Raw genomic sequence first — 26,954 nt, 5'->3', positions numbered from 1 at the left:
CGCTTGAGTGCAAAGCACTCACAAAATGGGCTGCTGCGCAGCCAGCGGGAGCAAGCTCCCTCGCCACAGGTCCGGTGATGTCCTTCATGAACAGCAGTGCCTGTGGAGGCGTCAGTGTCAGTCAAGCAACGAAATGGCCGTCGGCGCATCGTTGCCCACCAGCGCCAGGTCTTCGAATTCGTTGACGGCGTTGATCTCGGTGCCCATGGAAATGTTGGTCACCCGCTCCAGGATAACCTCGACAATCACCGGCACCTTGAACTCCTCGATCATGGCCTGGGCCTGGCGCAGCGCCGGCTGGATGCCGGACGGCTCGAACACCCGCAACGCCTTGCACCCCAGGCCCTCGGCCACGGCGATGTGGTCCACGCCATAACCGTTGAGCTCTGGCGCGTTGAGGTTATCGAAGGACAGCTGCACGCAGTAGTCCATGTCGAACCCGCGTTGCGCCTGGCGAATCAGGCCCAGGTAAGAGTTGTTCACCACCACATGGATGTACGGCAGCTTGAACTGCGCGCCCACCGCCAGCTCTTCGATCATGAACTGGAAATCATAGTCGCCCGACAGCGCCACGACCTTGCGGCTCGGATCAGCCTTGACCACCCCCAGCGCGGCCGGAATGGTCCAGCCCAAGGGGCCTGCCTGGCCGCAGTTGATCCAGTGGCGCGGCTTGTAGACGTGCAGGAATTGCGCGCCGGCGATCTGCGACAGGCCGATGGTGCTGACGTAGCAGGTGTCCTTGCCGAACACCTGGTTCATTTCCTCGTACACGCGCTGGGGCTTGACCGGCACGTTGTCGAAGTGGGTCTTGCGCTGCAGGCTTGCCTTGCGTTGCTGGCAGTCCTGCACCCAGGCGCTGCGGTCCTTCAACTTGCCGGCGGCTTGCCACTGGCGGGCGACTTCGATGAACAAGGTCAGGGCCGAGGCTGCGTCGGAAACGATGCCCAGGTCAGGTGTGAACACCCGGCCGATCTGCGTGGGCTCGATGTCCACGTGAATGAAGGTGCGGCCCTCGGTGTAGACATCCACCGAGCCGGTGTGACGGTTGGCCCAGCGGTTGCCGACGCCCAGCACCACGTCGGACTTGAGCAGCGTCGCGTTGCCGTAGCGGTGGGATGTCTGCAGGCCGACCATGCCGACCATCAGCGGGTGATCGTCGGGGATCGTGCCCCAGCCCATCAAGGTCGGGATGACCGGGATGCCGGTCAGCTCGGCGAACTCCACCAGCAGCTCACTGGCATCGGCGTTGATGATGCCGCCGCCCGCTACCAGCAATGGCCGCTCGGCCTGGTTCAGCAGGCTCAGCGCCTTCTCGATCTGCACGCGGTTGGCGGCAGGCTTGGCCAGGGGCAGTGGTTGGTAGGCGTCGATGTCGAATTCGATCTCGGCCATCTGCACGTCGAAGGGCAGGTCGATCAGCACCGGGCCCGGGCGACCGGAACGCATTTCATAGAAGGCTTTCTGGAACGCGTAGGGCACCTGGCCAGGCTCCAGGACGGTGGTCGCCCACTTGGTCACCGGCTTGACGATGCTGGTGATGTCCACGGCCTGGAAGTCTTCCTTGTGCAGGCGGGCGCGGGGGGCCTGGCCGGTGATGCACAGGATCGGGATGGAGTCGGCGCTGGCGCTGTAGAGACCGGTGACCATGTCGGTACCGGCCGGGCCCGAGGTGCCGATGCACACGCCGATGTTGCCCGCTTTGGTGCGGGTGTAGCCCTCGGCCATGTGCGAGGCACCTTCCACATGGCGAGCGAGGACGTGATCGATGCCACCCACTTTTTGCAGGGCAGAGTACAGCGGGTTGATCGCCGCACCCGGGATGCCGAAGGCGGTGTCCACGCCTTCGCGGCGCATCACCAGGACGGCGGCTTCGATTGCTCTCATTTTGCTCATTGTTTTGTGCCTCTTACGTTTTGTAATTGTATACAAGTGGCTGTGTATCGAGTGTATTCACGCTGAGCGGCGCAGGTCAATCCATTTTCTCAAGCGCCTGTTTTATTCGTCGAAAGCCCACAGGGAAGGGTGTTTTTCGTCAGTGTAGGGGCTTTGTGATAATTATTGTATACAAAAATATGTTTTGTTGTGTTCTATTTGTGATGTTCGGTTTTGCTTGAAGTGAAATCCGAAAGGCTCTCCCATCACAAAAAAAAGGACAGCACCCATGAGCGCTCTAACCTTGAACGTCGCCGTCAACCTGGCCGGCCAAGCCCTTGCCGCCGGCCGCGAAATCAGTGCCGCCCCCCTGACCGTCGCCATCCTCGACAGCGGCGGCCACCTGATCGCCCTGCAACGCGAAGACGGCGCGAGCCTGCTTCGTCCCCACATCGCCATCGGCAAGGCCTGGGGCGCCATCGCCCTGGGCAAGGGCTCGCGCCTGCTGGCCCAGGACGCCCAACAACGCCCGGCCTTCATTGCCGCGCTGAACAGCCTGGGGCAGGGCAGCGTGGTACCGGTTCCGGGTGGGGTGTTGATCAGGGATTCGGCTGGAAAAGTGCTGGGTGCGATTGGCGTCAGTGGCGATCTGTCGGACGTGGACGAGCAGTGCGCGGTGAGAGCTGTCGAGGCGTTGGGGTTGGGAGCGGATGTGGGGATGAGCGCTTGATGCGGTGGTGAGTTGACGAACGCCTTCGCGAGCAAGCCCGCTCCCACAGGTTAGTGGACACAAAATGTATGAACACCAGAAACCCCCTGTGGGAGCGGGCTTGCTCGCGAAGGTGATCGACCAGACACATCCGGCTAAAGGTTGGCCCCAGGATTCTCCAATTCCAAAGCTAGCCTTTCAGGACTTCATCCAGGAAAGGACTCGATGGAATGCCTGCACGTTCAGCTTCGCATCGCCTGCGCATCGGTCGATGGGCAGAGCCAAATCGCATCTATCTGCTGACAGCCAACACGTTGGAGCGCGAACCTGTTTTCAGGGACTACGGTCTGGGCAGAATAGTTATCCACCAGTTCAGGGCAATAGAGAAATGTGGCATTGCAGACTCGTTGGCTTTCGTCGTAATGCCTGACCATTTTCATTGGTTGATCCAACTGCATCGCGGCTCTTTAGGGCAGTTGATGTGTCAGGTGAAATCTTTAAGTGTCAGGGGCGTCAACGAGAAGTCTGGGAGAACGGGGAGTCTCTGGCAGCAGGGCTACCATGACCGGGCGCTGCGACGGGAAGAAAATCTGGTCAAGCTTGCCCGGTATGTCGTGGCCAACCCATTGCGGGCCGGTTTGGTCAAACGGTTTGGCGACTATCCTTTGTGGGATGCGATCTGGGTTTGAGCTTGAATCGAGTCGGCCCATTCGCGAGCAAGCCCGCTCCCACAGGGGGTTGCGGTGTCCATATCTTTCGTATCAACCATCAGCACCTGTGGGAGCGGGCTTGCTCGCGAATAGGCAGCGACTCGATGTATCAGCCCACCTCACACCCTTTCAACACCAACCGGGTAATCGTCTGCGCCGCCGCTTCGTAATCGGCTTCATCCAGCTTCGCCTTGCCGGTGATGGCGGTGATCTGCCAGTCGAAATCAGCGTAGGTCTGGGTGGCGGCCCAGATGCTGAACATCAGGTGGTTGGGGTCGATGGGGGCGATCTGGCCGCGGTTGATCCAGGTCTGGATGCAGTCGATGTTGTGCCGGGCCTGGGCGTTGAGTTGTTCCACCAGGTCGGGGCTCAGGTGGGGTGCGCCGTGCATGATTTCGCTGGCGAAGACCTTCGAGGCGAAGGGCAGGTCGCGGGAGATGCGGATCTTGGAGCGAATGTAGTGGCTGAGCACTTCACTCGGTACGCCGTCGGCATTGAAAGGGGTGGACGCCTGGAGGATCGGCTCGATGATGCTTTCCAGGACCTCGCGGTAGAGGTTTTCCTTGGATTTGAAATAGTAGTAGACGTTGGGTTTGGGCAGGCCGGCCTTGGCCGCGATGTCGCTGGTCTTGGTCGCGGCGAAGCCCTTGTCGGCAAATTCCTCGCTGGCGGCACGCAGGATCAGTTCTTTGTTGCGCTCGCGGATAGTGCTCATAAACCCAGGGGTTCCTTGCCTGTTCTGGCGGTGGCGCATGGTAGCACCGGCCTCGCGCGGCGCTCAAGAATGCCCCGAGGGCCGCGGCTCGCGGTATGCTGCGCGGCATTATTGTTCAAGGAGCCCCTCCATGGCTGGAAGCAGTTTGCTGGTACTGATCGACGACATCGCCACCGTGCTCGACGACGTAGCGTTGATGACCAAGATGGCCGCCAAGAAAACCGCCGGTGTGCTGGGCGACGACCTGGCGCTCAACGCCCAGCAAGTCTCTGGCGTGCGTGCCGAGCGGGAACTGCCGGTGGTCTGGGCCGTGGCCAAGGGCTCGTTCATCAACAAGTTGATCCTGGTGCCCTCGGCGTTGGCGATCAGTGCCTTCGTGCCCTGGCTGGTGACGCCGCTGCTGATGGTGGGCGGTGCCTACCTGTGCTTCGAGGGCTTTGAAAAGTTGGCCCACAAGTTTCTTCACAGCCCGGCCGAGGACCAGGCCGGACACGCGCAGTTGGCCCAGGCAGTGGCTGACCCGGCGGTCGACCTGGTGGCTTTCGAAAAGGACAAGATCAAGGGCGCGGTGCGCACCGATTTCATCCTCTCGGCGGAAATCATCGCCATCACCCTGGGTACGGTGGTCGATGCCACGCTGACCCAGCAGGTGATCGTGCTTTCCGGCATCGCCATTGTCATGACCGCCGGCGTCTATGGCCTGGTGGCGGGGATCGTCAAGCTCGACGACCTGGGGCTCTGGCTGACACAAAAGCCGGGGCAGGCCGCCCAGCGTATCGGCGGCGCCATCCTGCGCGCCGCGCCCTACATGATGAAAAGCCTGTCGGTGATCGGCACGGCGGCGATGTTCTTGGTGGGCGGCGGCATCCTCACCCACGGTGTGCCGGTGGTGCACCACTGGATCGAAGGTGTGGCGGCCAGCGCCGGCGGCGCGGGGTTCATCGTGCCGATGTTGCTCAATGCGGTGGCGGGGATCGTGGCGGGTGCGGTGGTGTTGGCGGGGGTGATGGCAGTGGGCAAGATCTGGAAAGCGTTGAAGGGCTAGCCCTGGCAACGCAAAAAAACTGTGGGAGCGGGCTTGCTCGCGAAGGCGGTGTGTCAGTTAGCACATAGGTTACCTGACACACCGCCTTCGCGAGCAAGCTCGCTCCCACAGTAGTTTTAGGTGTACCGGGATTTACTCGGCAATCTGCAACTTGCGCGACTCCGTGTACACGTAGCGGACTTTTTCATACTCGAACGGCGAGTTCAGCTGGCCGTAGCGGAAGCTGGTCTGGTAACGCTTGTCCACGCCCCGCAGGAGCAGCAGTTCCGGGTGGTTGGCGCTGACTTCGGCGACGTTCAGGAAGTTGATCGCCGATTCGGCGGTGTAGTCCACCAGCAAGCCCGAGGTGTCGCGCAGGTTCGACGGGCCGAAGATCGGCAGCACGAAATACGCGCCGGCCGGCACGCCGTAGAAGCCCAGGGTCTGGCCGAAGTCTTCGCTCTGGCGCGGCAGGCCCATGGCGGTGGCCGGGTCCCACAGGCCGGCAATGCCGACGGTGGTGTTGAGCAGCAGCCGCGCGGTGGTTTCCATCGAACGCTTGCCCTTGAACTGCAGCAGGCTGTTCATCAGGTTCGGCACGTCGCCCAGGTTGTTGAAGAAGTTGCTGACCCCGGTGCGCACGAAGCTCGGGGTGATGTAGCGGTAGCCATCGACGACGGGCAGGAACACCCATTGGTCGAAGCGGTAGTTGAAGTGGTAGACCCGGCGGTTCCAGGATTCCAGCGGGTCGTACACGTTCAGGGCGTTGAGGGTCGAGCGCTCGAATTCGCGCTGGTCCAGCCCCGGGTTGAACTTGAGCTTGGTCAGTGGTTCCTTGAAGCCATCCGGGTCCACCACCGCTGGCGCAGCGGTCTTGCCGTCGTCGGCGTGCACCATGCCCGCCCCCAGGAGCGCCGCAATAAGCAGGAGATATTTAGCCACGGAAGAACTCCAGCATGGCGTCGCTGTTGACGCGGTAGTTAAGGTTGCCGCAGTGGCCGCCCAATGGATAAACCGTCAGGCGATCGCCAAAGGTCTTGCGCAGGAAGCCCAGGTCGCCCGGGCCAAGGATGACGTCGTCGGCGTTGTGCATGACAGCGATCTTCGAACTGGCCTGCAGGTAGTCCTTCAATGCATACAGGCTGACCTGGTCGACCAGTTGCAACAGGCTGCCGCCGTCGGTGCGCGCGCGCCACATCGGGATCACCTGCTCGGTGAGGTAGCAGTCGAAGTCGCATTGCAGTGCGCGCTTGAGGAACGGCGTCAGGCTGGTGCTTTCGGTGATCGGGAACTTGGGCGGGATGATCAGGCCGCGACGGTTGATCAGGTCCGACGTGAACGCGATGTCGGCCGCCGAGAAGCGGAACGACGTGCCGATCAGCATCGCCATCTGCTCGTTGCTCAGGTGTTGCTTGGATTGCTGGAAGTCGTAGAGCAGGGCGTCGTTGAGGTCGATGTAGCCTTTTTGCTGGAAGTAGCGGGTCAGCTTGTTCAGCACCAGCTCATAAAAGGTGGTGGTGCTGTTGATGCCCTTGACCTGGGTCTGCACCAGCTTGTCCAGGTTGGTGATCGAGGTGTAGAGGTTCACCGGCGGGTTGAGCAACAGGACTTTCTTGAAGTTGAAGCTGCGCCGGGTTTCGTCCAGGTGCGCGACGAAGGCCGCATCCAGTGCGCCCAGGCTATAACCGGTGAGGTAATACTCGGTCACCGGCAGCTTGGGGTTTTGCGCACGCACGGCCTGCATCACCCGGTACATGTCCTCGGCGTCTTCCTTGGAAATGCCCGGTGTGGCGAAGCGTGAAGCCGCGCTCATGAAGTCGAAGCTGGTGGGCGATGACAGCTGCACCACGTGGTAGCCGGCCTTGTAGTAGAGGCGCTTGAGGTATTCGTTGAGGCTGCTGTCGTAGCGCGCGCCGGTGCCGGCGATCAGGAAGATCAGCGGTGCCGGCTTGTCCTGGGTGGCCAGGCGGTAGGTGAGGCTTTTCACCGGCCAGAAGTTGTCCGGCAGGATGAACTCGCGTTCCGGGCGCAGTTTCAGGCTGTGGTCGGACTGATTGATGTCCTCGATCAGCGGCAACTCCGGGCGCAGGTCCGGCGGGGTGGTGGCAATGGTCGCCTCGAACGGGTTGGTCAAGGGGTAGCCATAACTGGCGGCGTCAATATCTGCCGCCAGCGCGGACGCACTCAGGATAAGGCCGCCGAAGAGGGCAGCGAAGCGCAAGGAACGGAGCATGACGAGATCCCTAAGAGGAAGGTGCCGAATGAGGTTCGCAGCCTATGACCACCGAAGCGAAGCCAAGTGCCATGATCGGCACGAAACAGGCGCGCAGTGGGTGCAATAGTAGCGGGACGATACACGTTCGGCCCCGGTGATGGCTAGTTGGGCGCTGCGTGTCGCAGCTGGCGTTCTGATGTCGTTTCTCGGTTTATCGAGGTCGCTGACAGAGCAGGATACGGATCGGCGCAGGTTGATGATCGACGCGTCAGTACTCCACTGGCGTTCGAACCGGTTTGGGTGAGCGAGCGTGATGGGGGCGCTGTGACCATAACAACACGTTGACGCTGCTCGGCATCCGTCGGGCGCAGCACTTTCGGGGAAGTAACGATGAAGATGCGACGACTCTTGGGCGCAGGTGCCGCACTGGTACTGGCGATCAGCTCCACACTGGCCAGTGCCGAAACCAAAACCCTGAGCATCGGCTACGTTGACGGCTGGTCCGACAGCGTCGCGACCACGCACGTCGCGGCCGAAGTCATCAAGCAGAAGCTGGGCTACGACGTGAAGCTGCAAGCGGTGGCGACCGGGATCATGTGGCAAGGCGTGGCTACCGGCAAGCTCGACGCCATGCTCTCGGCCTGGCTGCCGGTGACGCACGGCGACTACTGGGCCAAGAACAAAGACCAGGTGGTCGACTACGGTCCCAACTTCAAGGACGCCAAGATCGGCCTGATCGTGCCTGAATACGTCAAGGCCAAGTCCCTCGAGGACCTGAAGACCGACGACTCCTTCAAGAAACGCATCGTCGGCATCGACGCCGGTTCAGGCGTGATGCTCAAGACCGAACAGGCCATCAAGGACTACGACCTGACCGGCTACCAACTCAAGGCCAGTTCCGGCGCCGGCATGATCGCCGAGCTGACCCGTGCCGAGAAGAAGAACGAATCCATCGCCGTGACCGGCTGGGTACCGCACTGGATGTTCGCCAAGTGGAAACTGCGCTTCCTGGAAGACCCGAAAGGCGTCTACGGCGCGGCTGAGACCGTGAACAGCATCGGTAGCAAGGAACTGGACACCAAAGCGCCGGAAGTGGCTGCCTTCCTGAAGAAATTCCAGTGGGCTTCGAAAGACGAAATCGGCGAAGTCATGCTGGCCATCCAGGAGGGTGCCAAGCCTGAAGCCGCTGCCAAGGACTGGGTCGCCAAGCACCCGGACCGCGTCAAGGATTGGACTGGCAAGTAATCCGCCTGATCCAGTAATCCCGAAAGCCGCATGACGTCGTGTCATGCGGTTTTTTTATGTCTGCAACCTTTCGGTCTTGCCAATTTCCAGTGGGAGCGAGCTTGCTCGCGATAGCGGTATATCTGCTTGCATTTATATTGAATGTGCGACCGCAATCGCGAGCAAGCTCGCTCCCACAGAAGAGCCATGGCAAAAGTTTGCGGGAAACTGGCAAAACCGTCATGTCGTTCTAATACTAAGGTCGTCTGGAACCTGGCCTTGGGCCGCATAGAGTAGAGTCGTTCCAACTTAAATTGTGCTGCGAGGATAAAAACAATGAACGACAGCATTTACCTCTCGATTCAAAACAGCCCGCGCTTCAAGGAGCTGGTGAGAAAAAGGGAAAGGTTCGCCTGGATTCTCTCGGCGATCATGCTAGGGCTGTACGCCGGATTCATCCTACTGATTGCCTACGGGCCACACGTGCTCGGGGCCAAGATCGCGCCCGAGTCGACGATCACCTGGGGCATTCCCATCGGTGTCGGCCTGATTATCTCGGCTTTCATCCTGACCGGTATCTACGTGCGACGTGCCAATGGCGAGTTCGACGACCTGAACAATGCGATTCTCAAGGAGGCTCAGCAATGATCCGGCGTCTACTGGCTCTCTCGAGCATTGCAGCGTTCGCCCCGGGTGCCTGGGCGGCTGAGGCCCTGACCGGGGCCGTGCAGAAACAACCGCTCAACGTCTCGGCCATCATCATGTTCGTGGCCTTCGTCGGCCTGACCCTGTGCATCACTTACTGGGCGTCCAAGCGCAGCAAGTCGGCCAGTGACTACTACGCCGCTGGCGGCCGGATCACCGGTTTCCAGAACGGCCTGGCGATTGCCGGTGACTACATGTCGGCGGCGTCCTTCCTGGGGATTTCCGCCCTGGTATTCGCTTCCGGCTACGACGGCCTGATCTACTCGATCGGCTTCCTGGTGGGCTGGCCGATCATTCTGTTCCTGATCGCCGAGCGCCTGCGTAACCTGGGTAAATACACCTTCGCCGACGTGGCGTCCTATCGCCTGGGGCAGAAGCAGATCCGGACCCTGTCGGCCAGCGGCTCGCTGGTGGTCGTGGCGTTCTACCTGATCGCGCAGATGGTGGGCGCCGGCAAGCTGATCCAGCTGCTGTTCGGCCTGGACTACCACGTCGCGGTGATCCTGGTGGGCATCCTGATGTGCCTCTACGTGCTGTTCGGCGGCATGCTGGCCACCACCTGGGTACAGATCATCAAGGCAGTGCTGTTGCTGTCGGGTGCTTCGTTCATGGCCTTGATGGTCATGAAGCACGTGAACTTCGACTTCAACATGCTGTTCTCCGAAGCGGTCAAGGTTCACCCTAAAGGTGAAGCGATCATGAGCCCGGGCGGCCTGGTGAAGGATCCGGTTTCGGCCTTCTCCCTGGGTCTGGCGCTGATGTTCGGTACCGCTGGCCTGCCGCATATCCTGATGCGCTTCTTCACCGTGAGTGACGCCAAGGAAGCGCGCAAGAGCGTACTGTACGCCACAGGCTTCATCGGCTACTTCTACATCCTGACCTTCATCATCGGCTTCGGCGCGATCCTGCTGGTCAGCACCAACCCGGCCTTCAAGGACGCGGCAGGTGCCTTGCTCGGTGGCAACAACATGGCGGCGGTGCACCTGGCCGACGCGGTGGGTGGCAGTATTTTCCTCGGCTTTATCTCGGCGGTCGCCTTCGCGACCATCCTGGCGGTGGTGGCCGGCTTGACCCTGGCAGGCGCTTCGGCGGTGTCCCACGACCTGTACGCCAGTGTGATCAAGAAGGGCAAGGCCAACGAAAAGGACGAGATTCGCGTCTCGAAGATCACCACCATCGCCCTGGCGGTGCTGGCAATCGCCCTGGGTATCCTGTTCGAGAAGCAGAACATCGCGTTCATGGTGGGCCTGGCGTTCTCCATCGCGGCGAGCTGCAACTTCCCGGTGCTGCTGCTTTCGATGTACTGGAAGAAGCTGACCACCCGTGGCGCCATGATCGGCGGCTGGCTGGGCCTGGTCAGTGCCGTGGGCCTGATGATCCTGGGCCCGACCATCTGGGTGCAGATCATGGGTCACGAGAAGCCGATCTACCCGTACGAGTACCCGGCGCTGTTCTCGATGGCCATTGCCTTCGTGGGCATCTGGTTCTTCTCCATCACCGACAAGTCGGCTGAAGCGGCCAACGAGCGGGCGCTGTTCTTCCCGCAGTTCGTGCGTTCGCAGACGGGCCTGGGGGCGAGTGGGGCGGTTAACCACTAAGGTCTAACGACCCGCTTCAACTGCAAGAGAAATACCCCGGTCGAGAGGCTGGGGTATTTTTTTGTGTGCGGGTTTCGAGGGGGGGCAGATCAATCGTCTTCGCGGGTAAACCCGCTCCCACGAGGGGCCGCGGTCCTATTTGGGAGCGGGCTTGCTCGCGAAGACGCCAGGCCTGTCACTGAGGACTCGAAGGGGAGTGAAAGAGGCATAAACAAAACGGCCCCCGCTCTTGTATCAAGAAGCAGGGGCCGTTCCGATGCAGCGTGAGGCTAGTGCAGGATCAGCGTCTTACTTGCGATCTTCCAGCTTGGTGATGTCACGCGACTCGTAGCCGGTGTACAGCTGGCGCGGGCGGCCGATCTTGTACGGGCTGGAGAGCATTTCCTTCCAGTGGGAGATCCAGCCGACGGTCCGCGCCAGGGCGAAGATCACGGTGAACATGCTGGTTGGAATGCCGATCGCCTTGAGGATGATCCCCGAGTAGAAGTCGACGTTCGGGTACAGCGAGCGCTCGATGAAGTACGGGTCGGTCAGGGCGATCTCTTCCAGGCGCATGGCCAGTTCGAGTTGCGGATCGTTCTTGATCCCCAGTTCCTTGAGCACTTCGTCGCAGGTCTGCTTCATGACGGTGGCGCGCGGGTCGCGGTTCTTGTAGACCCGGTGACCGAAGCCCATCAGCTTGAACGGATCGTTCTTGTCCTTGGCCTTGGCGATGAACTTGTCGATGTTCGAGACATCGCCGATTTCATCGAGCATGGTCAGTACCGCTTCGTTGGCACCGCCGTGGGCCGGGCCCCAGAGTGCCGCGATACCGGCGGCGATACAGGCGAACGGGTTGGCACCCGACGAGCCGGCCAGGCGTACGGTGGACGTGGAGGCGTTCTGCTCGTGGTCGGCGTGGAGGATGAAGATCCGGTCCATGGCCTTGGCGAGCACCGGGCTGATCGGTTTGATCTCGCACGGGGTGTTGAACATCATGTGCAGGAAGTTTTCTGCATAGTTCAGGTCGTTGCGCGGGTACATCATGGGCTGGCCCATGGAGTACTTGTAGACCATGGCCGCCAAGGTCGGCATCTTGGCCACCAGGCGGATCGCGGAGATTTCGCGATGCTGGGGGTTATTGATGTCCAGGGAGTCGTGGTAGAAGGCCGAGAGGGCGCCGACAACGCCGCACATGACGGCCATCGGGTGGGCATCGCGACGGAAGCCGTTGAAGAAGGTCTTCAGCTGCTCGTGAACCATGGTGTGGTTCTTCACGGTGCTGACGAACTGGGCCTTTTGCTCTGTGGTTGGCAGCTCGCCGTTGAGCAGCAGGTAGCAGGTTTCCAGGTAGTCCGATTTTTCAGCCAGTTGCTCGATCGGGTAGCCGCGGTGCAGCAGGATGCCGTTGTCGCCGTCGATGTAGGTGATTTTCGACTCGCACGAGGCGGTCGACATGAAACCTGGGTCAAAGGTGAAACGGCCCGTGGCCGTCAGGCCCCGTACGTCGATTACATCGGGACCAACGGTGCCGGTTAAAATGGGCAGCTCGACGGGGGCTGCGCCCTCGATGATCAACTGCGCTTTTTTGTCAGCCATGTGGCCTCCTATTAATGCTTGGAATCATCAGACAGACCCCCCACGCAGGGCCCGCACCACTATAGTGAGATAAATCCGAAAGTCAATTTGCCTAAAGTCTTGCTCCAGAAGGCTTTAACCGGACTTTTTCCGCGAAATTACCTGCCGTTTACGCCTTTTGTCTGGTATGTGCAATGCGCTATTAGGGGAAGGTGAACGCGTTGTCATTAGTAGCCTAACTGTCTATACTCGGCCACCGACCGCCAGGGGCTTTTGGGCCTGCTTTCTTGGGGGTCGTCACTCCCTGGGTGGTGAGTACCTGACCAGTGCGCGCCGCAACAACTTTGCCCTGATTGTTAGGGGCTCTTCAGTGTGAAAAAAAAGCCGTGAAAAGCCAACGACCTGTAAACCTAGACCTAAGGACCATCAAACTCCCAGTCACTGCTTACACGTCCATTCTTCACCGTATCTCCGGTGTCATCCTCTTCGTCAGCCTGGCCATCATGCTTTACGCATTGGACAAGTCGCTCGACTCGGAAGAAGGCTTCGGTCAGGTGAAAGCGTGTCTGACCAGTCCGCTAGCCAAGCTAGTGATTTGGGGCATCCTGTCCGCCTTGCTGTATCACCTGGTTGCCGGTGTGCGCCACTTGATCATGGATATGGGCATCGGTGAAACGCTGGAAGGCGGCAAGCTGGGCTCGAAAATCGTTATCGCCGTTTCCGTGGTGGTGATTGTTCTGGCAGGAGTCTGGATATGGTAACCAACGTTACGAACCTCTCGCGTTCGGGCCTTTATGACTGGATGGCGCAGCGTGTGTCTGCGGTCGTTCTCGCGGCTTACTTCATTTTCCTGATCGGATATGTCGTGGCAAACCCTGGCCTTGGCTATGCCCAATGGCACGAACTGTTCGCAAACAACTGGATGCGTATCTTCAGTCTGCTGGCCCTTGTCGCACTGGGCGCTCACGCCTGGGTCGGCATGTGGACCATCGCCACCGACTACCTGACGCAAATGGCGTTCGGCAAGTCGGCGACTGCCATACGTTTCCTTTTCCAGGCGGTATGCGGCGTCGCGATGTTCGCGTACTTCGTCTGGGGTGTGCAGATTCTTTGGGGTATCTGATTCATGGCTAACATTCCTACGATTTCTTTCGACGCCATCATCATTGGTGGCGGCGGTGCCGGCATGCGCGCAGCGCTGCAACTGGCGCAGGGCGGTCACAAGACTGCCGTGATCACCAAGGTTTTCCCGACTCGTTCGCACACTGTTTCCGCCCAGGGCGGCATCACCTGCGCCATCGCTTCGGCCGACCCGAACGATGACTGGCGCTGGCACATGTACGATACCGTCAAGGGTTCCGACTACATCGGTGACCAGGACGCTATCGAATACATGTGTCAGGAAGGCCCGGCCGCGGTGTTCGAGCTGGACCACATGGGCCTGCCGTTCTCCCGTACCGAAACCGGCCGCATCTACCAGCGTCCGTTCGGTGGCCAGTCCAAGGACTACGGCAAGGGCGGGCAGGCTGCCCGTACTTGCGCGGCCTCCGACCGTACCGGTCACGCGCTGCTGCACACCCTTTATCAGGGCAACCTGAAGGCCGGCACCACGTTCCTGAACGAGTACTACGCCGTTGACCTGGTGAAAAACCAGGACGGCGCCTTCGTCGGCGTGATCGCGATCTGCATCGAAACCGGCGAAACCACCTACATCCGTTCCAAGGCCACCGTGCTGGCGACCGGCGGTGCAGGCCGTATCTACGCCTCCACCACCAACGCCCTGATCAACACCGGTGACGGCGTTGGCATGGCCCTGCGTGCTGGCGTGCCGGTACAAGACATCGAAATGTGGCAGTTCCACCCGACCGGCATCGCCGGCGCCGGTGTGCTGGTCACCGAAGGCTGCCGTGGTGAAGGCGGCTACCTGATCAACAAGCACGGTGAGCGTTTCATGGAGCGTTATGCTCCGAACGCCAAGGACCTGGCCGGTCGTGACGTGGTTGCCCGTTCGATGGTCAAGGAAATCATCGCCGGCAACGGTTGCGGCCCGAATGGCGACCACGTGATGCTCAAGCTCGATCACCTGGGCGAGGAAGTGCTGCACAGCCGCCTGCCAGGCATCTGCGAGCTGTCCAAGACCTTCGCCCACGTCGACCCGGTCGTCGCGCCGGTGCCGGTCGTTCCAACCTGCCACTATATGATGGGCGGCGTTGCCACCAACATCCATGGCCAGGCAATCACCCAGAACGCCGAAGGCGTCGACCAGATCATCCCTGGCCTGTTCGCAGTCGGTGAAGTGGCGTGCGTATCGGTTCACGGTGCCAACCGCCTGGGCGGCAACTCGCTGCTCGACCTGGTGGTCTTCGGTCGTGCCGCCGGCCTGCACCTGGAGAAGGCGCTGAGCGACGGTATCGAATACGACGACGCCACCGACGCCGACATCAACGCGGCCCTGGCCCGTCTGTCCGCCCTGAACGAGCGCACCGATGGCGAAGACGTCGCCACCCTGCGTCGCGAGCTGCAAAGCTGCATGCAGAACTACTTCGGTGTATTCCGTACCGGCGAATACATGCAGAAGGGTATTGCCCAGCTGGCGCAATTGCGTGAACGAATCGCCAACGTGAAGATCAACGATAAATCGCAGGCGTTCAACACCGCCCGTATCGAAGCGCTGGAGTTGCAGAACCTGCTGGAAGTGGCCGAAGCCACCGCCATCGCCGCAGAAGTGCGTAAAGAGTCCCGTGGCGCCCACGCCCGCGAAGACTACGAAGACCGAGACGACGAAAACTGGCTGTGCCACACCTTGTACTTCCCGGGTGAAAAACGCGTCGCTAAGCGTGCCGTGAACTTCTCGCCGAAGACTGTTCCGACTTTCGAACCAAAAGTCCGGACTTATTAAGGGTGACCGCTATGTTGCAAGTCAGTGTTTATCGCTACAACCCTGATCAGGACGCTGCGCCGTTCATGCAGGATTTCCAGGTCGATACCGGTGGTAAGGACCTGATGGTGCTGGACGTGCTGGCCCTGATCAAGGAACAGGACGAGGGCTTCTCCTACCGTCGCTCCTGCCGCGAGGGCGTTTGCGGCTCCGACGGCATGAACATCAACGGCAAGAACGGCCTGGCCTGCATCACGCCGTTGTCGGCCGTTGTGAAGGGCAACAAGCTGATCGTTCGTCCGCTGCCAGGTTTGCCGGTGATCCGTGACCTGGTCGTCGATATGAGCATCTTCTACAAGCAATACGAGAAGGTGAAGCCATTCCTGCAGAACGACACGCCGGCTCCGGCCATCGAGCGTCTGCAGTCCCCGGAAGAGCGTGAGAAGCTCGACGGTCTGTACGAGTGCATCCTGTGCGCCTGCTGCTCGACCTCGTGCCCATCCTTCTGGTGGAACCCGGACAAATTCCTGGGCCCGGCCGCCCTGCTGCAAGCGTACCGCTTCCTGGCAGACAGCCGTGACACCAAGACGTCCGAGCGTCTGGCCGCACTGGATGACCCGTTCAGCGTATTCCGCTGCCGCGGGATCATGAACTGCGTCAACGTCTGCCCGAAAGGCCTGAACCCGACTAAGGCCATCGGTCACGTACGTAACATGCTGCTGCAAAACGGCGTGTGATTCAGCTGCTGTACCCGTAGAACCGCTGTACCCGTAGAGGCTAGGGCGCGGGCTTCAACCCGCGTCGTAGCATAACCAGAACAGCCGCTCACAAAGCGGCGGTTCTTATTTTGAAGAAATGAGACAAGCAGGGGCATCCGGGCTGGTACCCGGACTATCAGCGTGATCCTAAGTGGCTTGTTTTAGTCGCTGCACTCGGACTTCTGCAAGTTTGCTCGGTGTTTTCGCCGGTGGTGTTCCCCTAATCGAGGGTGACCAAGCATGCAAGAAAGCGTGATGCAGCGCATGTGGAACAGTGCCCACCTCTCCGGTGGTAACGCTGCCTATGTGGAAGAGCTCTACGAGCTCTACCTGCACGACCCTAACGCTGTGCCAGAAGAATGGCGCACCTACTTTCAGAAGTTGCCGGCTGACGGTAACTCTGCCACTGATGTTTCGCACTCGACGATTCGCGATCATTTCGTGCTGCTGGCGAAGAACCAGCGCCGCGCCCAACCGGTATCTGCCGGTAGCGTGAGCAGTGAGCACGAGAAGAAGCAAGTCGAAGTGCTGCGACTGATCCAGGCCTACCGGATGCGCGGCCACCAGGCAGCCCAGCTGGACCCGCTGGGGCTGTGGCAGCGTCCTGCACCTGCAGACCTGTCGATCACTCATTACGGCTTGACCAATGCCGATCTTGATACGACCTTCCGTGCCGGCGACCTGTTCATCGGCAAAGAGGAAGCGAGCCTACGCGAAATTCACGAAGCGTTGCAGCAGACATATTGCCGCACCATCGGCGCTGAGTTCACGCACATCACCGACTCCGAGCAGCGCCAGTGGTTCCAGCAGCGTCTGGAAAGCGTTCGTGGCCGTCCGACCTACTCCGCCGACATCAAGAGCCACCTGCTCGAGCGCGTCACGGCCGGTGAAGGCCTGGAGAAATACCTGGGCACCAAGTACCCAGGTACCAAGCGTTTCGGCCTGGAAGGCGGTGAAAGCCTGATCCCGATGCTCGACGAGCTGATCCAGCGTTCCGGTTCCTACGGCACCAAGGAAGTCGTCATCGGCATGGCCCACCGTGGTCGCCTGAACGTACTGGTCAACACCTTCGGCAAGAACCCGCGCGAGCTGTTCGACGAGTTCGAAGGCAAGAAGAAGGTCGAGCTGGGTTCCGGCGACGTGAAGTACCACCAGGGCTTCTCGTCCAACGTGATGACCACCGGTGGCGAAGTCCACCTGGCGATGGCGTTCAACCCGTCCCACCTGGAAATCGTTTCCCCGGTGGTCGAGGGTTCGGTTCGCGCCCGCCAGGATCGTCGCAACGATCCGACCGGCGAGAAGGTGTTGCCGATTTCCATCCACGGTGACGCGGCATTCGCCGGTCAGGGCGTGGTCATGGAAACCTTCCAGATGTCGCAGACCCGCGGTTTCAAGACCGGCGGCACCGTGCACATCGTGATCAACAACCAGGTCGGTTTCACCATCAGCAACCCGCTGGACTCGCGTTCCACCGAGTACGCCACCGACGTCGCGAAAATGATCCAGGCGCCGATCCTCCATGTGAATGGTGATGATCCGGAAGCCGTGCTGTTCGTGACCCAGCTGGCCATCGACTACCGCATGCAGTACAAGCGCGACGTGGTGATCGACCTGGTCTGCTACCGTCGTCGTGGCCACAACGAGGCCGACGAGCCAAGTGGCACCCAGCCGCTGATGTACCAACAGATCGCCAAGCAGCGCACCACCCGTGAACTGTATGCCGAGCGCCTGACCCAGGCCGGTGTGCTGAACGCCGAGCGCGTCCAGGAAAAAGTCGATGAATATCGCAACGCCCTGGACAACGGCCTGCACGTGGTGAAAAGCCTGGTCAAGGAACCGAACAAAGAGTTGTTCGTGGACTGGCGTCCTTACCTGGGCCACGCCTGGACCGCTCGTCACGACACGCGTTTCGACCTCAAGACCTTGCAGGAACTGTCCGCCAAGCTGCTGGAAATCCCGGAAGGCTTCGTGGTCCAGCGCCAGGTCGCCAAGATCTACGAAGACCGTCAGAAGATGCAAGCCGGCGGCCTGCCGATCAACTGGGGCTATGCCGAAACCATGGCGTACGCGACCCTGGCGTTCGAAGGTCACCCGATCCGCATCACCGGCCAGGACGTAGGCCGCGGTACTTTCTCGCACCGCCATGCGGCGCTGCACAACCAGAAAGACGCCAGCACCTACATTCCGCTGCAACACCTGTACAAGGGCCAGCCACGTTTCGACCTGTACGATTCGCTGCTGTCCGAGGAAGCCGTCCTGGCGTTCGAATACGGTTATTCCACCACCGAGCCGAATGCGCTGGTGATCTGGGAAGCCCAGTTCGGCGACTTCGCCAACGGTGCCCAGGTGGTTGTCGACCAGTTCATCACCAGCGGCGAGCACAAGTGGGGTCGTCTCTGCGGCCTGACCATGCTGTTGCCACACGGTTATGAAGGGCAGGGGCCGGAGCACTCCTCGGCACGTCTGGAGCGTTACCTGCAACTGTGCGCCGAGCACAACGTGCAAGTGTGCGTACCGACGACCCCGGCGCAGATCTACCACCTGCTGCGTCGCCAGGTCATCCGTCCGCTGCGCAAGCCGCTGATCGTGCTGACGCCCAAGTCGCTGTTGCGCCACAAACTGGCGATCTCCACGCTCGAGGACCTGGCCGAAGGCTCGTTCCAGACCGTTATTTCAGAAATCGACACGCTGGACGCGGCCAAGGTGACTCGCCTGATCCTGTGCAGCGGCAAGGTCTACTATGACCTTCTGGAAAAACGTCGTGCCGAAGGCCGCGAAGACATCGCCATCGTGCGTATCGAGCAGCTCTATCCGTTCCCGGAAGAAGACCTGATGGAGGCCATCGCGCCTTACACCAACCTCACCCACGTGGTGTGGTGCCAGGAAGAACCGATGAACCAGGGCGCGTGGTACAGCAGCCAGCATCACCTGCGTCGCAGCATCGGCAACCATAACAAGGCCCTGGGCCTGGAATATGCCGGCCGTGATGCTTCTGCTGCACCTGCGTGTGGTTATGCGTCGATGCACGCCGAGCAGCAGGAAAAACTGCTGCAAGATGCCTTCACTGTTTAATGCCTTCGCGCACCTGAAACCGAATTTAAGGAACCACAGATAATGGCTATCGAGATCAAAGCCCCCACTTTCCCGGAATCGGTTGCCGATGGCACCGTTGCCACCTGGCACAAAAAACCGGGCGAGGCCATCAAGCGTGACGAACTGATCGTCGACATCGAGACCGACAAGGTCGTGCTGGAAGTCCTGGCGACCGCCGACGGCGTGCTGGGCGAGATCGTCAAGAACGAAGGCGACACCGTTCTGTCCGACGAAGTGCTGGGCTCGATCGTTGAAGGTGGCGCTGCCGCCGCTGCTCCGGCCGCTGCTGCCGCGCCGGCCGCCGCCCAGGCTGCTGCTCCGGCTGCCGACGGCGAAGACGATCCAGTCGCTGCGCCGGCTGCCCGCAAGATCGCTGAAGAAAACGGCATCAACATCGCTTCCGTTGCCGGCACCGGCAAAGGCGGTCGCGTGACCAAGGAAGACGTCGTGGCTGCCGTTGCCGCGAAGAAAGCCGCTCCAGCGGCTGCTGCTCCGGCCAAGGCTGCCGCTCCGGCCGCCGCTGCGCCTGTCTTCGCCGCCGGCGACCGCACCGAGAAGCGTGTACCGATGACCCGCGTTCGCGCCACCGTGGCCAAGCGCCTGGTCGAAGCCCAGTCGAACATGGCCATGCTGACCACCTTCAACGAAGTCGACATGACCGAAGTCATGGCCCTGCGTTCGAAGTACAAGGACCTGTTCGAGAAGTCCCACAACGGCGTGCGCCTGGGCTTCATGTCGTTCTTCGTCAAGGCAGCCACCGAAGCGCTGAAACGCTTCCCTGCCGTCAACGCGTCGATCGACGGTTCCGACATCGTCTACCACGGCTATGCCGACATCGGTGTCGCGGTCTCCAGCGACCGTGGCCTGGTGGTTCCGGTGCTGCGTAACGCCGAGCTGATGAGCCTGGCCGAAATCGAAGGCGGCATCGCCACCTTCGGCAAGAAGGCCCGTGACGGCAAGCTGTCCATCGACGAGATGACCGGCGGTACATTCACCATCACCAACGGTGGTACATTCGGTTCGATGATGTCGACCCCGATCGTCAACCCACCGCAAGCGGCGATCCTGGGTATGCACAACATCATCCAGCGTCCGATGGCGGTCAATGGCCAGGTTGTGATTCGTCCGATGATGTACCTGGCGCTGTCCTACGATCACCGCCTGATCGACGGTAAAGAAGCCGTGACTTTCCTGGTAACCATCAAGAACCTGCTTGAAGATCCGGCTCGTCTGCTGCTGGACATCTGATCTCGCCGCGAGGGCCGGTCTGTCGACCGGCCTCTTGCTGAAACAATCGGTCTCGTCCCACGACGGTCGCCACAAGCGGCCGTCCGGTTTGATTCGAAAAGGAATGACTCATGACTCAGAAATTCGACGTGGTAGTGATTGGTGCGGGCCCTGGCGGCTATGTAGCGGCCATCAAGGCTGCACAACTTGGCCTTAGCACTGCCTGCATCGAGAAATACACCGACGCGGAGGGCAAACAGGCCCTCGGCGGTACTTGCCTGAACGTCGGCTGCATTCCTTCCAAGGCGCTGCTGGACAGTTCCTGGAAATACAAGGAAGCGAAAGAAAGCTTCAACGTCCACGGCATCTCCACCGGCGAAGTCAAGATGGACGTCGCCGCGATGGTTGGCCGCAAGGCTGGCATCGTCAAGAACCTGACCAGCGGTGTTGCCACCCTGTTCAAGGCCAACGGCGTAACCTCGATCCAGGGCCACGGCAAGCTGCTGCTGGGCAAGAAGGTCGAAGTGACCAAGCCAGACGGTTCGGTTGAAGTCATCGAAGCCGAGAACGTCATCCTGGCACCGGGCTCGCGCCCGATCGACATCCCGCCAGCCCCGGTCGATCAGAACGTGATCGTCGATTCCACCGGCGCCCTGGAGTTCCAGTCCGTGCCTAAGCGCCTGGGCGTCATCGGTGCCGGCGTGATCGGCCTCGAGCTGGGTTCGGTATGGTCGCGCCTGGGCGCGCAAGTGACCGTGCTGGAAGCCCTCGACACCTTCCTGATGGCTGCCGACACCGCAGTCTCCAAGGAAGCGCTGAAGACCCTGACCAAGCAAGGCCTGGACATCAAGCTGGGCGCTCGCGTGACCGGTTCGAAAGTCAACGGCGAAGAAGTCGTTGTCAACTACACCGACGCCAATGGCGAACAGACCATCACTTTCGACAAACTGATCGTTGCGGTCGGCCGTCGTCCGGTGACCACCGATCTGCTGGCTGCCGATAGCGGCGTTGAAATCGATGAGCGTGGTTTCATCCAGGTTGACGATTTCTGCGCCACTACCGTACCGGGCGTCTACGCCATCGGTGACGTGGTTCGCGGCATGATGCTGGCGCACAAGGCGTCCGAGGAAGGCATCATGGTTGTCGAGCGCATCAAGGGCCACAAGGCCCAGATGAACTACGACCTGATCCCGTCGGTTATCTACACCCACCCGGAAATCGCATGGGTCGGTAAAACCGAGCAGGCCTTGAAAGCCGAAGGCGTTGAAGTTAACGTCGGCACCTTCCCGTTCGCCGCCAGTGGCCGTGCCATGGCTGCCAACGACACCGGCGGTTTCGTGAAAGTCATCGCCGATGCCAAGACGGACCGCGTATTGGGCGTTCACGTCATTGGCCCAAGCGCTGCCGAGCTGGTACAGCAAGGCGCGATCGGTATGGAATTCGGCACCAGCGCTGAAGACCTGGGCATGATGGTCTTCTCCCATCCGACCCTGTCCGAAGCCTTGCACGAAGCGGCCCTGGCCGTGAATGGCGGCGCCATCCACGTGGCCAACCGCAAGAAGCGTTAATAAACAATAAGAAACCACGGCGGTTCGGCCCGTCGTGAGCCTTGCGAGCAAGACTCACCGCGGAATGTCCGCTGGACGCAGTCTTGCGTAGCCGAACCGGGCGACCGGAACGCTACGCAAGCAGCAGTCACAGGTGGTGCGGCACTCAATGGTGCAGCACCGAATGCGCAGTACCTAACGAAGACGGTAATAAGCATGAATCTTCACGAGTATCAGGGTAAGCAGCTGTTCGCTGAGTACGGCCTGCCAGTATCCACAGGCTACGCGGTAGACACCCCGGAAGCGGCAGCAGAAGCTTGCGACAAAATCGGCGGCAGCGAATGGGTTGTCAAAGCCCAGGTTCACGCCGGTGGTCGCGGTAAAGCGGGCGGCGTCAAGCTGGTTCGCAGCAAAGAAGACGCCAAAGCCTTCGCACAGCAGTGGCTGGGCAAGCGTCTGGTGACTTACCAGACTGACGCCAACGGTCAGCCAGTCACCAAGATCCTGGTCGAGTCGTGCACTGATATCGCTAAAGAGCTGTACCTGGGCGCTGTCGTTGACCGTTCGAGCCGTCGCATCGTGTTCATGGCCTCCACCGAAGGTGGCGTGGACATCGAGAAGATCGCGCACGACACCCCTGAGAAAATCCTCAAGGCCACCATCGATCCACTGGTTGGCGCACAGCCATTCCAGGGTCGCGAGCTGGCTTTCCAGCTGGGCCTGGAAGGCAAGCAAGTCACTCAGTTCGCCAAGATCTTCGTTGGCCTGGCCAAGCTGTTCCAGGACCACGACCTGGCGCTGCTGGAAGTGAACCCGCTGGTGATCAAGGCTGACGGCGACCTGCATTGCCTCGATGCCAAGATCAACATCGACGCCAACGCCATGTACCGTCAGCCTAAGCTGAAGACTTTCCACGATCCGTCCCAGGACGATCCGCGCGAAGCGCACGCTGCCAAGTTCGAACTGAACTACGTGGCCCTGGAAGGTAACATCGGCTGCATGGTCAACGGTGCCGGCCTGGCCATGGGTACCATGGACATCGTCAACCTGCATGGCGGCAAGCCAGCCAACTTCCTCGACGTAGGCGGTGGTGCTACCAAGGAACGCGTAACCGAAGCGTTCAAGATCATCCTGTCCGACACCAACGTCGCTGCAGTACTGGTCAACATCTTCGGCGGCATCGTTCGTTGCGACATGATTGCCGAAGGCATCATCGGCGCCGTGAAGGAAGTGGGCGTGAAAATCCCGGTTGTTGTTCGCCTCGAAGGCAACAACGCTGAGCTGGGCGCTAAAGTACTGGCAGAAAGCGGTTTGAACATCATCGCTGCTACCAGCCTGACCGACGCTGCTCAACAAGTTGTCAAAGCTGCGGAGGGCAAATAATGAGCGTCCTGATCAATAAAGACACCAAGGTTATCTGCCAGGGTATTACCGGTTCGCAAGGTAGTTTCCACACCCAGCAAGCCATCGAATACGGCACCAAGATGGTTGGCGGCGTAACGCCAGGCAAAGGCGGCACCGAGCACCTGGGCCTGCCAGTGTTCAACACCGTGAAGGACGCTGTAGCCGCGACTGGCGCCACCGCCAGCGTGATCTACGTTCCAGCTCCTTTCTGCAAGGACTCCATCCTTGAAGCAGCGTTCGGCGGCATCAAGCTGATCGTTTGCATCACCGAAGGCATCCCGACCATCGACATGCTGGAAGCCAAGGTCAAGTGCGACGAGCTGGGTATCACCCTGATCGGCCCTAACTGCCCAGGCGTGATCACTCCAGGCGAATGCAAGATCGGCATCATGCCAGGTCACATTCACTTGCCAGGCAAGGTCGGTATCGTTTCCCGTTCCGGCACCCTGACCTACGAAGCGGTCAAGCAGACCACTGACGCCGGTTTCGGTCAGTCGACTTGCGTCGGCATCGGCGGTGACCCGATCCCAGGCTCGAACTTCATCGACATCCTGAAGCTGTTCCAGGAAGACCCGAAGACCGAAGCGATCGTCATGATCGGTGAGATCGGCGGCTCGGCCGAAGAAGAAGCGGCTGCCTACATCAAGGCAAACGTGACCAAGCCGGTTGTTTCCTACATCGCTGGTGTGACTGCTCCTCCGGGCAAGCGCATGGGCCATGCTGGCGCAATCATCTCTGGCGGCAAAGGCACTGCAGACGAGAAATTCGCTGCGCTGCAAGACGCAGGCGTGAAAACCGTGCGTTCGCTGGCAGACATCGGCAAGGCCCTGGCCGAGCTGACTGGCTGGGAAATGAAGAAGTAAGCTTCGGCTGACTGATTCGTTCCAGCAACAAAGGCCACCTTCGGGTGGCCTTTGTCGTTTTCGGCCGTCGTATTTGTGGCTGTAGGGCTTCTTGTGGCGAGGGGATTTATCCCCGTTGGGCTGCGAAGCAGCCCCAAAATAATTGACCGCAATTTGTCTGGAGGGACGCGGTTGCCTGGTTGGGGCTGCTTCGCAGCCCAGCGGGGATAAATCCCCTCGCCACAGGTCATCTGCTTTCCAGAGAGGCAGTGTGGGATAAATAGATACGTAAACGCGACACAAAAATGTCGTGTATCGGATACTTCGCCCCGTAACAGTGCGTTTGTCAGGCAAATTCGTTAGGCTAGCAGCCATTTTTGCGCTCGCGGCCCACAAGGCAGCGACGCGCTAAACGGGTCGGTCTGATGCGGATCGGCAGCATTTCCCTCTACCCCTAAGGGAAATCCCTCTCTAAATTCCGATTCAGTAGTGTGGTTTCCTTAAATGAAAGTGTTGAAAGGCCAGGATATCCTGGCGCTTGGTTTCATGACATTTGCCCTGTTCGTCGGGGCTGGCAACATCATCTTCCCACCTATCGTCGGTTTGCAGTCCGGGCCTCATGTCTGGATGGCGGCGCTGGGCTTTCTGATCACGGCAGTCGGCTTGCCGGTCATCACCGTCGTTGCCCTGGCCAAGGTCGGCGGCGCGATGGATGCCTTGAGCAGCCCCATCGGCAAGATCGCCGGAGGCTTGCTGGCAGCGGTGTGCTACCTGGCCGTCGGTCCGCTGTTCGCCACGCCGCGTACCGCCACCGTTTCGTTCGAAGTCGGCCTGGCGCCGCTGACCGGCGAAAGCCCATTGGCGTTGTTCCTCTACAGCGCCGTGTATTTCCTGCTGGTGTTCTTCATCTCGCTCTACCCGGGCCGCCTGCTGGACACCGTAGGGCGCTTTCTCGCGCCGCTGAAGATCATTGCCCTGGCCGTGCTGGGCATCGCCGCGTTCGCCTTGCCGGCGGGCGACATCGGCGTGGCGACCCCTGAGTACGTCGCGGCACCGTTCTCCCAAGGGTTCATCAATGGCTACCTGACCATGGATACCCTGGGTGCGCTGGTGTTCGGCATTGTCATCGTCAACGCGATCCGTTCCCGGGGTGTCGAGTCCCCGGCCCTGATCACCCGCTATGCCATCATTGCCGGGTTGATCGCCGGGGTGGGCCTGGCGCTGGTCTACGTCAGCCTGTTCCGCCTGGGTTCCGGCAGCCATGAGGTGGCGGTGGGGGCGACCAACGGTGCGGCGGTGCTGCATGCCTACGTGCAACATACGTTCGGCAGCCTGGGCAGCGGTTTCCTCGCGGTGCTGATCTCCCTGGCATGCCTGGTGACGGCGGTTGGCCTGACCTGCGCTTGTGCCGAGTATTTCAGCCGCGTCCTGCCACTGTCCTACAAGACCCTGGTGGTGATCCTGGCGGCGTTTTCGCTGCTGGTGTCCAACTTGGGCCTGACCAAGCTGATCGCATTCTCGATCCCGGTGCTCACGGCGATCTACCCGCCGTGCATCGCGCTGGTGGCGCTGAGCTTCTGCAAGGACTTCTGGCACGAGCAAGGGCGCATCGTTGGCCCGGTGATGCTGGTGTCGTTCCTGTTTGGCCTGATCGACGCCCTCAAGGGCGCCGGGCTGGCGGACTGGATGCCGGCCCAACTGGCCCACCTGCCGCTGAGCGAGCAGGGCCTGGCCTGGCTGGTGCCGTCGGTGATGACCCTGGCGGTGGCCGTGGTTTGCGACCGGCTGCTGGGCAAGCGCAGCGAAGCGCTGGCCTGACCCGGCTCTTGCGCCAATGACGAAATGCCCCGTATCAATCGATACGGGGCATTTTTTTTGTGTGCGGTGTCTTTTTTCGTGGGCTAACGTCGAAGCAGTGTCTCGAAAGGCTTGCACACAACCTTGTGGGAGCGAGCTTGCTCGCGATAGCGCCAGATCAGCCAACATCAATGTGTCTGATGGACCGCAATCGCGAGCAAGCTCGCTCCCACAAGGTCGGCATTTCAAGATACGTCTGGCTTTAGACGTCATGTTTTTGGACACACAGGAAATCGAATGTCATTCATCCAAGCCAACCTGATCCATCTGCTTGCCGCCGCCTGGTTCATCATCTGCTGGGCCGGCTATACCCGCTATGCCACCTGGAAGGCCCGCGACACCGCGTGCCTGGCCAGTGTGATGCACTTGTACCGCGAGGACTGGATGCGCCGCATGCTGCTGCGCGAGAACCGCATCGCCGATGCCAGCGTGATCGGCAACCTGGAGCGCAACGCGTCCTTCTTCGCCTCCAGCACGTTGATCATCCTCGCCGGCATCCTGACTGTCCTGGGGGCGTCTGACCGAGCGGTGTCGTTGCTGGCGGACCTGCCGATGGTGCAGCAGGCGTCCCAGGGCATGGCGGAAGTCAAGTTGCTGTGCCTGGCGCTGGTGTTCGTGTATGCGTTCTTCACGTTCAGCTGGTGCATGCGCCAATACAACTTCGCGGCGGTTTTGGTAGGGTCGGCGCCGATGATCGGCGAGCGCCATGTGTCGGAGCAGGAGCGCAAGGCCTTCGCCCTTCGGGCTGCGCGGGTTATTTCGATGGCCGCCAACCAGTTCAACTTCGGCCTGCGCTCTTATTATTTCGGCATGACCATGTTGGCCTGGTTCGTCAGCCCCTGGTTATTCATGTTGATGAGTGCGGGCGTGGTGTTTGTGCTGTATCAGCGTGAGTTTCACTCCGATGTACTGGATGTCATGGTCTATACGCCGACTGAAGTCCCGGCCCCGGAAGTCCTCAAGGACGTGGCATAACGGTTTCGTTCGCTGAACGGCAGGCAAAGAAAAACCCGCACCAG

The 26,954-nt window shown here is 60.6% G+C and carries 22 protein-coding genes; 17 read left to right on the top strand and 5 right to left on the bottom strand.

The annotated features are described in order from the left end of the window. Nucleotides 1-117 precede the first annotated feature (117 nt). Nucleotides 118-1,893 (bottom strand): glyoxylate carboligase, encoded by a 1,776-nt coding sequence (gene gcl / locus V5F23_RS20185; protein WP_042732393.1) that lies wholly within the window; start codon nt 1,891-1,893, stop codon nt 118-120. A 268-nt stretch (nt 1,894-2,161) separates the two neighbouring features. Here gcl and V5F23_RS20180 point away from each other — a divergent pair, with 268 nt between their 5' ends. Then, complete coding sequence (locus V5F23_RS20180; RefSeq protein ID WP_338496258.1) at nt 2,162-2,602, top strand: heme-binding protein; 441 nt, start codon at nt 2,162-2,164, stop codon at nt 2,600-2,602. 209 nt (nt 2,603-2,811) lie between these two features. Beyond that, the gene (locus V5F23_RS20175; protein ID WP_042732391.1) at nt 2,812-3,270 is read left to right on the top strand and encodes a transposase; all 459 of its coding nucleotides are present in this window, start codon (nt 2,812-2,814) and stop codon (nt 3,268-3,270) included. 130 nt (nt 3,271-3,400) lie between these two features. Here the strand turns inward: V5F23_RS20175 and V5F23_RS20170 are convergent, their stop codons facing one another. Further along, entirely contained in the window at nt 3,401-4,006 is a 606-nt protein-coding gene (locus tag V5F23_RS20170; protein WP_042732390.1) for a TetR/AcrR family transcriptional regulator, read from the bottom strand. 130 nt (nt 4,007-4,136) lie between these two features. Between V5F23_RS20170 and V5F23_RS20165 the strand changes: the two genes are divergently transcribed. Next, complete coding sequence (locus V5F23_RS20165; protein ID WP_053146073.1) at nt 4,137-5,051, top strand: DUF808 domain-containing protein; 915 nt, start codon at nt 4,137-4,139, stop codon at nt 5,049-5,051. A gap of 132 nt (nt 5,052-5,183) precedes the next feature. Here V5F23_RS20165 and V5F23_RS20160 read toward each other — a convergent pair whose 3' ends face one another. Both V5F23_RS20160 and V5F23_RS20155 read right to left on the bottom strand, forming a co-directional pair. Beyond that, nucleotides 5,184-5,972, bottom strand: coding sequence for a VacJ family lipoprotein (locus tag V5F23_RS20160; RefSeq protein WP_042731486.1), 789 nt, complete (start codon nt 5,970-5,972; stop codon nt 5,184-5,186). Continuing rightward, nucleotides 5,965-7,263 carry a serine/threonine protein kinase gene (locus V5F23_RS20155; protein ID WP_042731485.1) on the bottom strand — a complete coding sequence of 433 codons (1,299 nt, stop codon included), beginning with the start codon at nt 7,261-7,263 and terminating at the stop codon, nt 5,965-5,967. Before V5F23_RS20155 ends, V5F23_RS20160 begins: the two co-directional genes overlap by 8 nt. A gap of 372 nt (nt 7,264-7,635) precedes the next feature. Here V5F23_RS20155 and V5F23_RS20150 point away from each other — a divergent pair, with 372 nt between their 5' ends. The 3 genes from V5F23_RS20150 (at nt 7,636) to V5F23_RS20140 (ending at nt 10,772) form a co-directional block, all read left to right on the top strand. Then, nucleotides 7,636-8,490, top strand: a complete 855-nt coding sequence (locus V5F23_RS20150) for a glycine betaine ABC transporter substrate-binding protein (RefSeq protein ID WP_042731484.1) — start codon at nt 7,636-7,638, stop codon at nt 8,488-8,490. 315 nt (nt 8,491-8,805) lie between these two features. Beyond that, complete coding sequence (locus tag V5F23_RS20145) at nt 8,806-9,117, top strand: DUF485 domain-containing protein (RefSeq protein WP_042731483.1); 312 nt, start codon at nt 8,806-8,808, stop codon at nt 9,115-9,117. Further along, nucleotides 9,114-10,772, top strand: a complete 1,659-nt coding sequence (locus V5F23_RS20140) for a cation acetate symporter (RefSeq protein WP_042731482.1) — start codon at nt 9,114-9,116, stop codon at nt 10,770-10,772. The genes V5F23_RS20145 and V5F23_RS20140 overlap by 4 nt, the downstream gene beginning before the upstream one ends. 288 nt (nt 10,773-11,060) lie before the next feature. Here the strand turns inward: V5F23_RS20140 and gltA are convergent, their stop codons facing one another. Then, entirely contained in the window at nt 11,061-12,350 is a 1,290-nt protein-coding gene (gltA, locus tag V5F23_RS20135) for a citrate synthase (RefSeq protein ID WP_338496255.1), read from the bottom strand. A 365-nt stretch (nt 12,351-12,715) separates the two neighbouring features. Between gltA and sdhC the strand changes: the two genes are divergently transcribed. The 11 genes from sdhC to V5F23_RS20080 all read left to right on the top strand — a co-directional run bounded on the left by sdhC (nt 12,716) and on the right by V5F23_RS20080 (nt 26,910). Beyond that, the gene (gene sdhC, locus V5F23_RS20130) at nt 12,716-13,090 is read left to right on the top strand and encodes a succinate dehydrogenase, cytochrome b556 subunit (RefSeq protein ID WP_024780620.1); all 375 of its coding nucleotides are present in this window, start codon (nt 12,716-12,718) and stop codon (nt 13,088-13,090) included. Next, the gene (sdhD, locus tag V5F23_RS20125) at nt 13,084-13,452 is read left to right on the top strand and encodes a succinate dehydrogenase, hydrophobic membrane anchor protein (protein WP_042731480.1); all 369 of its coding nucleotides are present in this window, start codon (nt 13,084-13,086) and stop codon (nt 13,450-13,452) included. Before sdhC ends, sdhD begins: the two co-directional genes overlap by 7 nt. Before the next feature lie 3 nt (nt 13,453-13,455). Next, nucleotides 13,456-15,228: a succinate dehydrogenase flavoprotein subunit gene (gene sdhA / locus V5F23_RS20120; protein WP_042731479.1), complete on the top strand. Its 1,773-nt coding sequence runs from the start codon at nt 13,456-13,458 to the stop codon at nt 15,226-15,228. Nucleotides 15,229-15,239: 11 nt separating this feature from the next. Next, nucleotides 15,240-15,944: a succinate dehydrogenase iron-sulfur subunit gene (locus tag V5F23_RS20115; RefSeq protein ID WP_039594133.1), complete on the top strand. Its 705-nt coding sequence runs from the start codon at nt 15,240-15,242 to the stop codon at nt 15,942-15,944. A gap of 261 nt (nt 15,945-16,205) precedes the next feature. Next, the gene (locus tag V5F23_RS20110) at nt 16,206-19,037 is read left to right on the top strand and encodes a 2-oxoglutarate dehydrogenase E1 component (RefSeq protein WP_042731940.1); all 2,832 of its coding nucleotides are present in this window, start codon (nt 16,206-16,208) and stop codon (nt 19,035-19,037) included. 42 nt (nt 19,038-19,079) lie between these two features. Beyond that, the gene (odhB, locus tag V5F23_RS20105) at nt 19,080-20,306 is read left to right on the top strand and encodes a 2-oxoglutarate dehydrogenase complex dihydrolipoyllysine-residue succinyltransferase (protein WP_042731939.1); all 1,227 of its coding nucleotides are present in this window, start codon (nt 19,080-19,082) and stop codon (nt 20,304-20,306) included. 110 nt (nt 20,307-20,416) lie between these two features. Next, nucleotides 20,417-21,853 carry a dihydrolipoyl dehydrogenase gene (gene lpdA, locus V5F23_RS20100; protein ID WP_042731938.1) on the top strand — a complete coding sequence of 479 codons (1,437 nt, stop codon included), beginning with the start codon at nt 20,417-20,419 and terminating at the stop codon, nt 21,851-21,853. 195 nt (nt 21,854-22,048) lie between these two features. Further along, the gene (gene sucC, locus V5F23_RS20095; RefSeq protein WP_003179235.1) at nt 22,049-23,215 is read left to right on the top strand and encodes an ADP-forming succinate--CoA ligase subunit beta; all 1,167 of its coding nucleotides are present in this window, start codon (nt 22,049-22,051) and stop codon (nt 23,213-23,215) included. Then, a complete protein-coding gene (gene sucD / locus V5F23_RS20090; protein ID WP_003179236.1) occupies nt 23,215-24,099 on the top strand; it encodes a succinate--CoA ligase subunit alpha in 885 nt (294 codons plus the stop codon). Before sucC ends, sucD begins: the two co-directional genes overlap by 1 nt. A 483-nt stretch (nt 24,100-24,582) precedes the next feature. Beyond that, the gene (gene brnQ, locus V5F23_RS20085) at nt 24,583-25,896 is read left to right on the top strand and encodes a branched-chain amino acid transport system II carrier protein (protein WP_030138333.1); all 1,314 of its coding nucleotides are present in this window, start codon (nt 24,583-24,585) and stop codon (nt 25,894-25,896) included. A 276-nt stretch (nt 25,897-26,172) separates the two neighbouring features. Beyond that, nucleotides 26,173-26,910: a DUF599 family protein gene (locus V5F23_RS20080; RefSeq protein WP_042732018.1), complete on the top strand. Its 738-nt coding sequence runs from the start codon at nt 26,173-26,175 to the stop codon at nt 26,908-26,910. The last annotated feature ends 44 nt before the right edge of the window (nt 26,911-26,954 follow it).

The sequence above is a fragment of the Pseudomonas sp. WP18 genome, from assembly GCF_036689585.1.
GTDB classification, from domain to species: domain Bacteria; phylum Pseudomonadota; class Gammaproteobacteria; order Pseudomonadales; family Pseudomonadaceae; genus Aquipseudomonas; species Aquipseudomonas chlororaphis_E.
The sequence above is the reverse complement of the archived record's forward strand: the minus strand, read 5'-3'. Positions and strand labels throughout refer to the sequence as shown.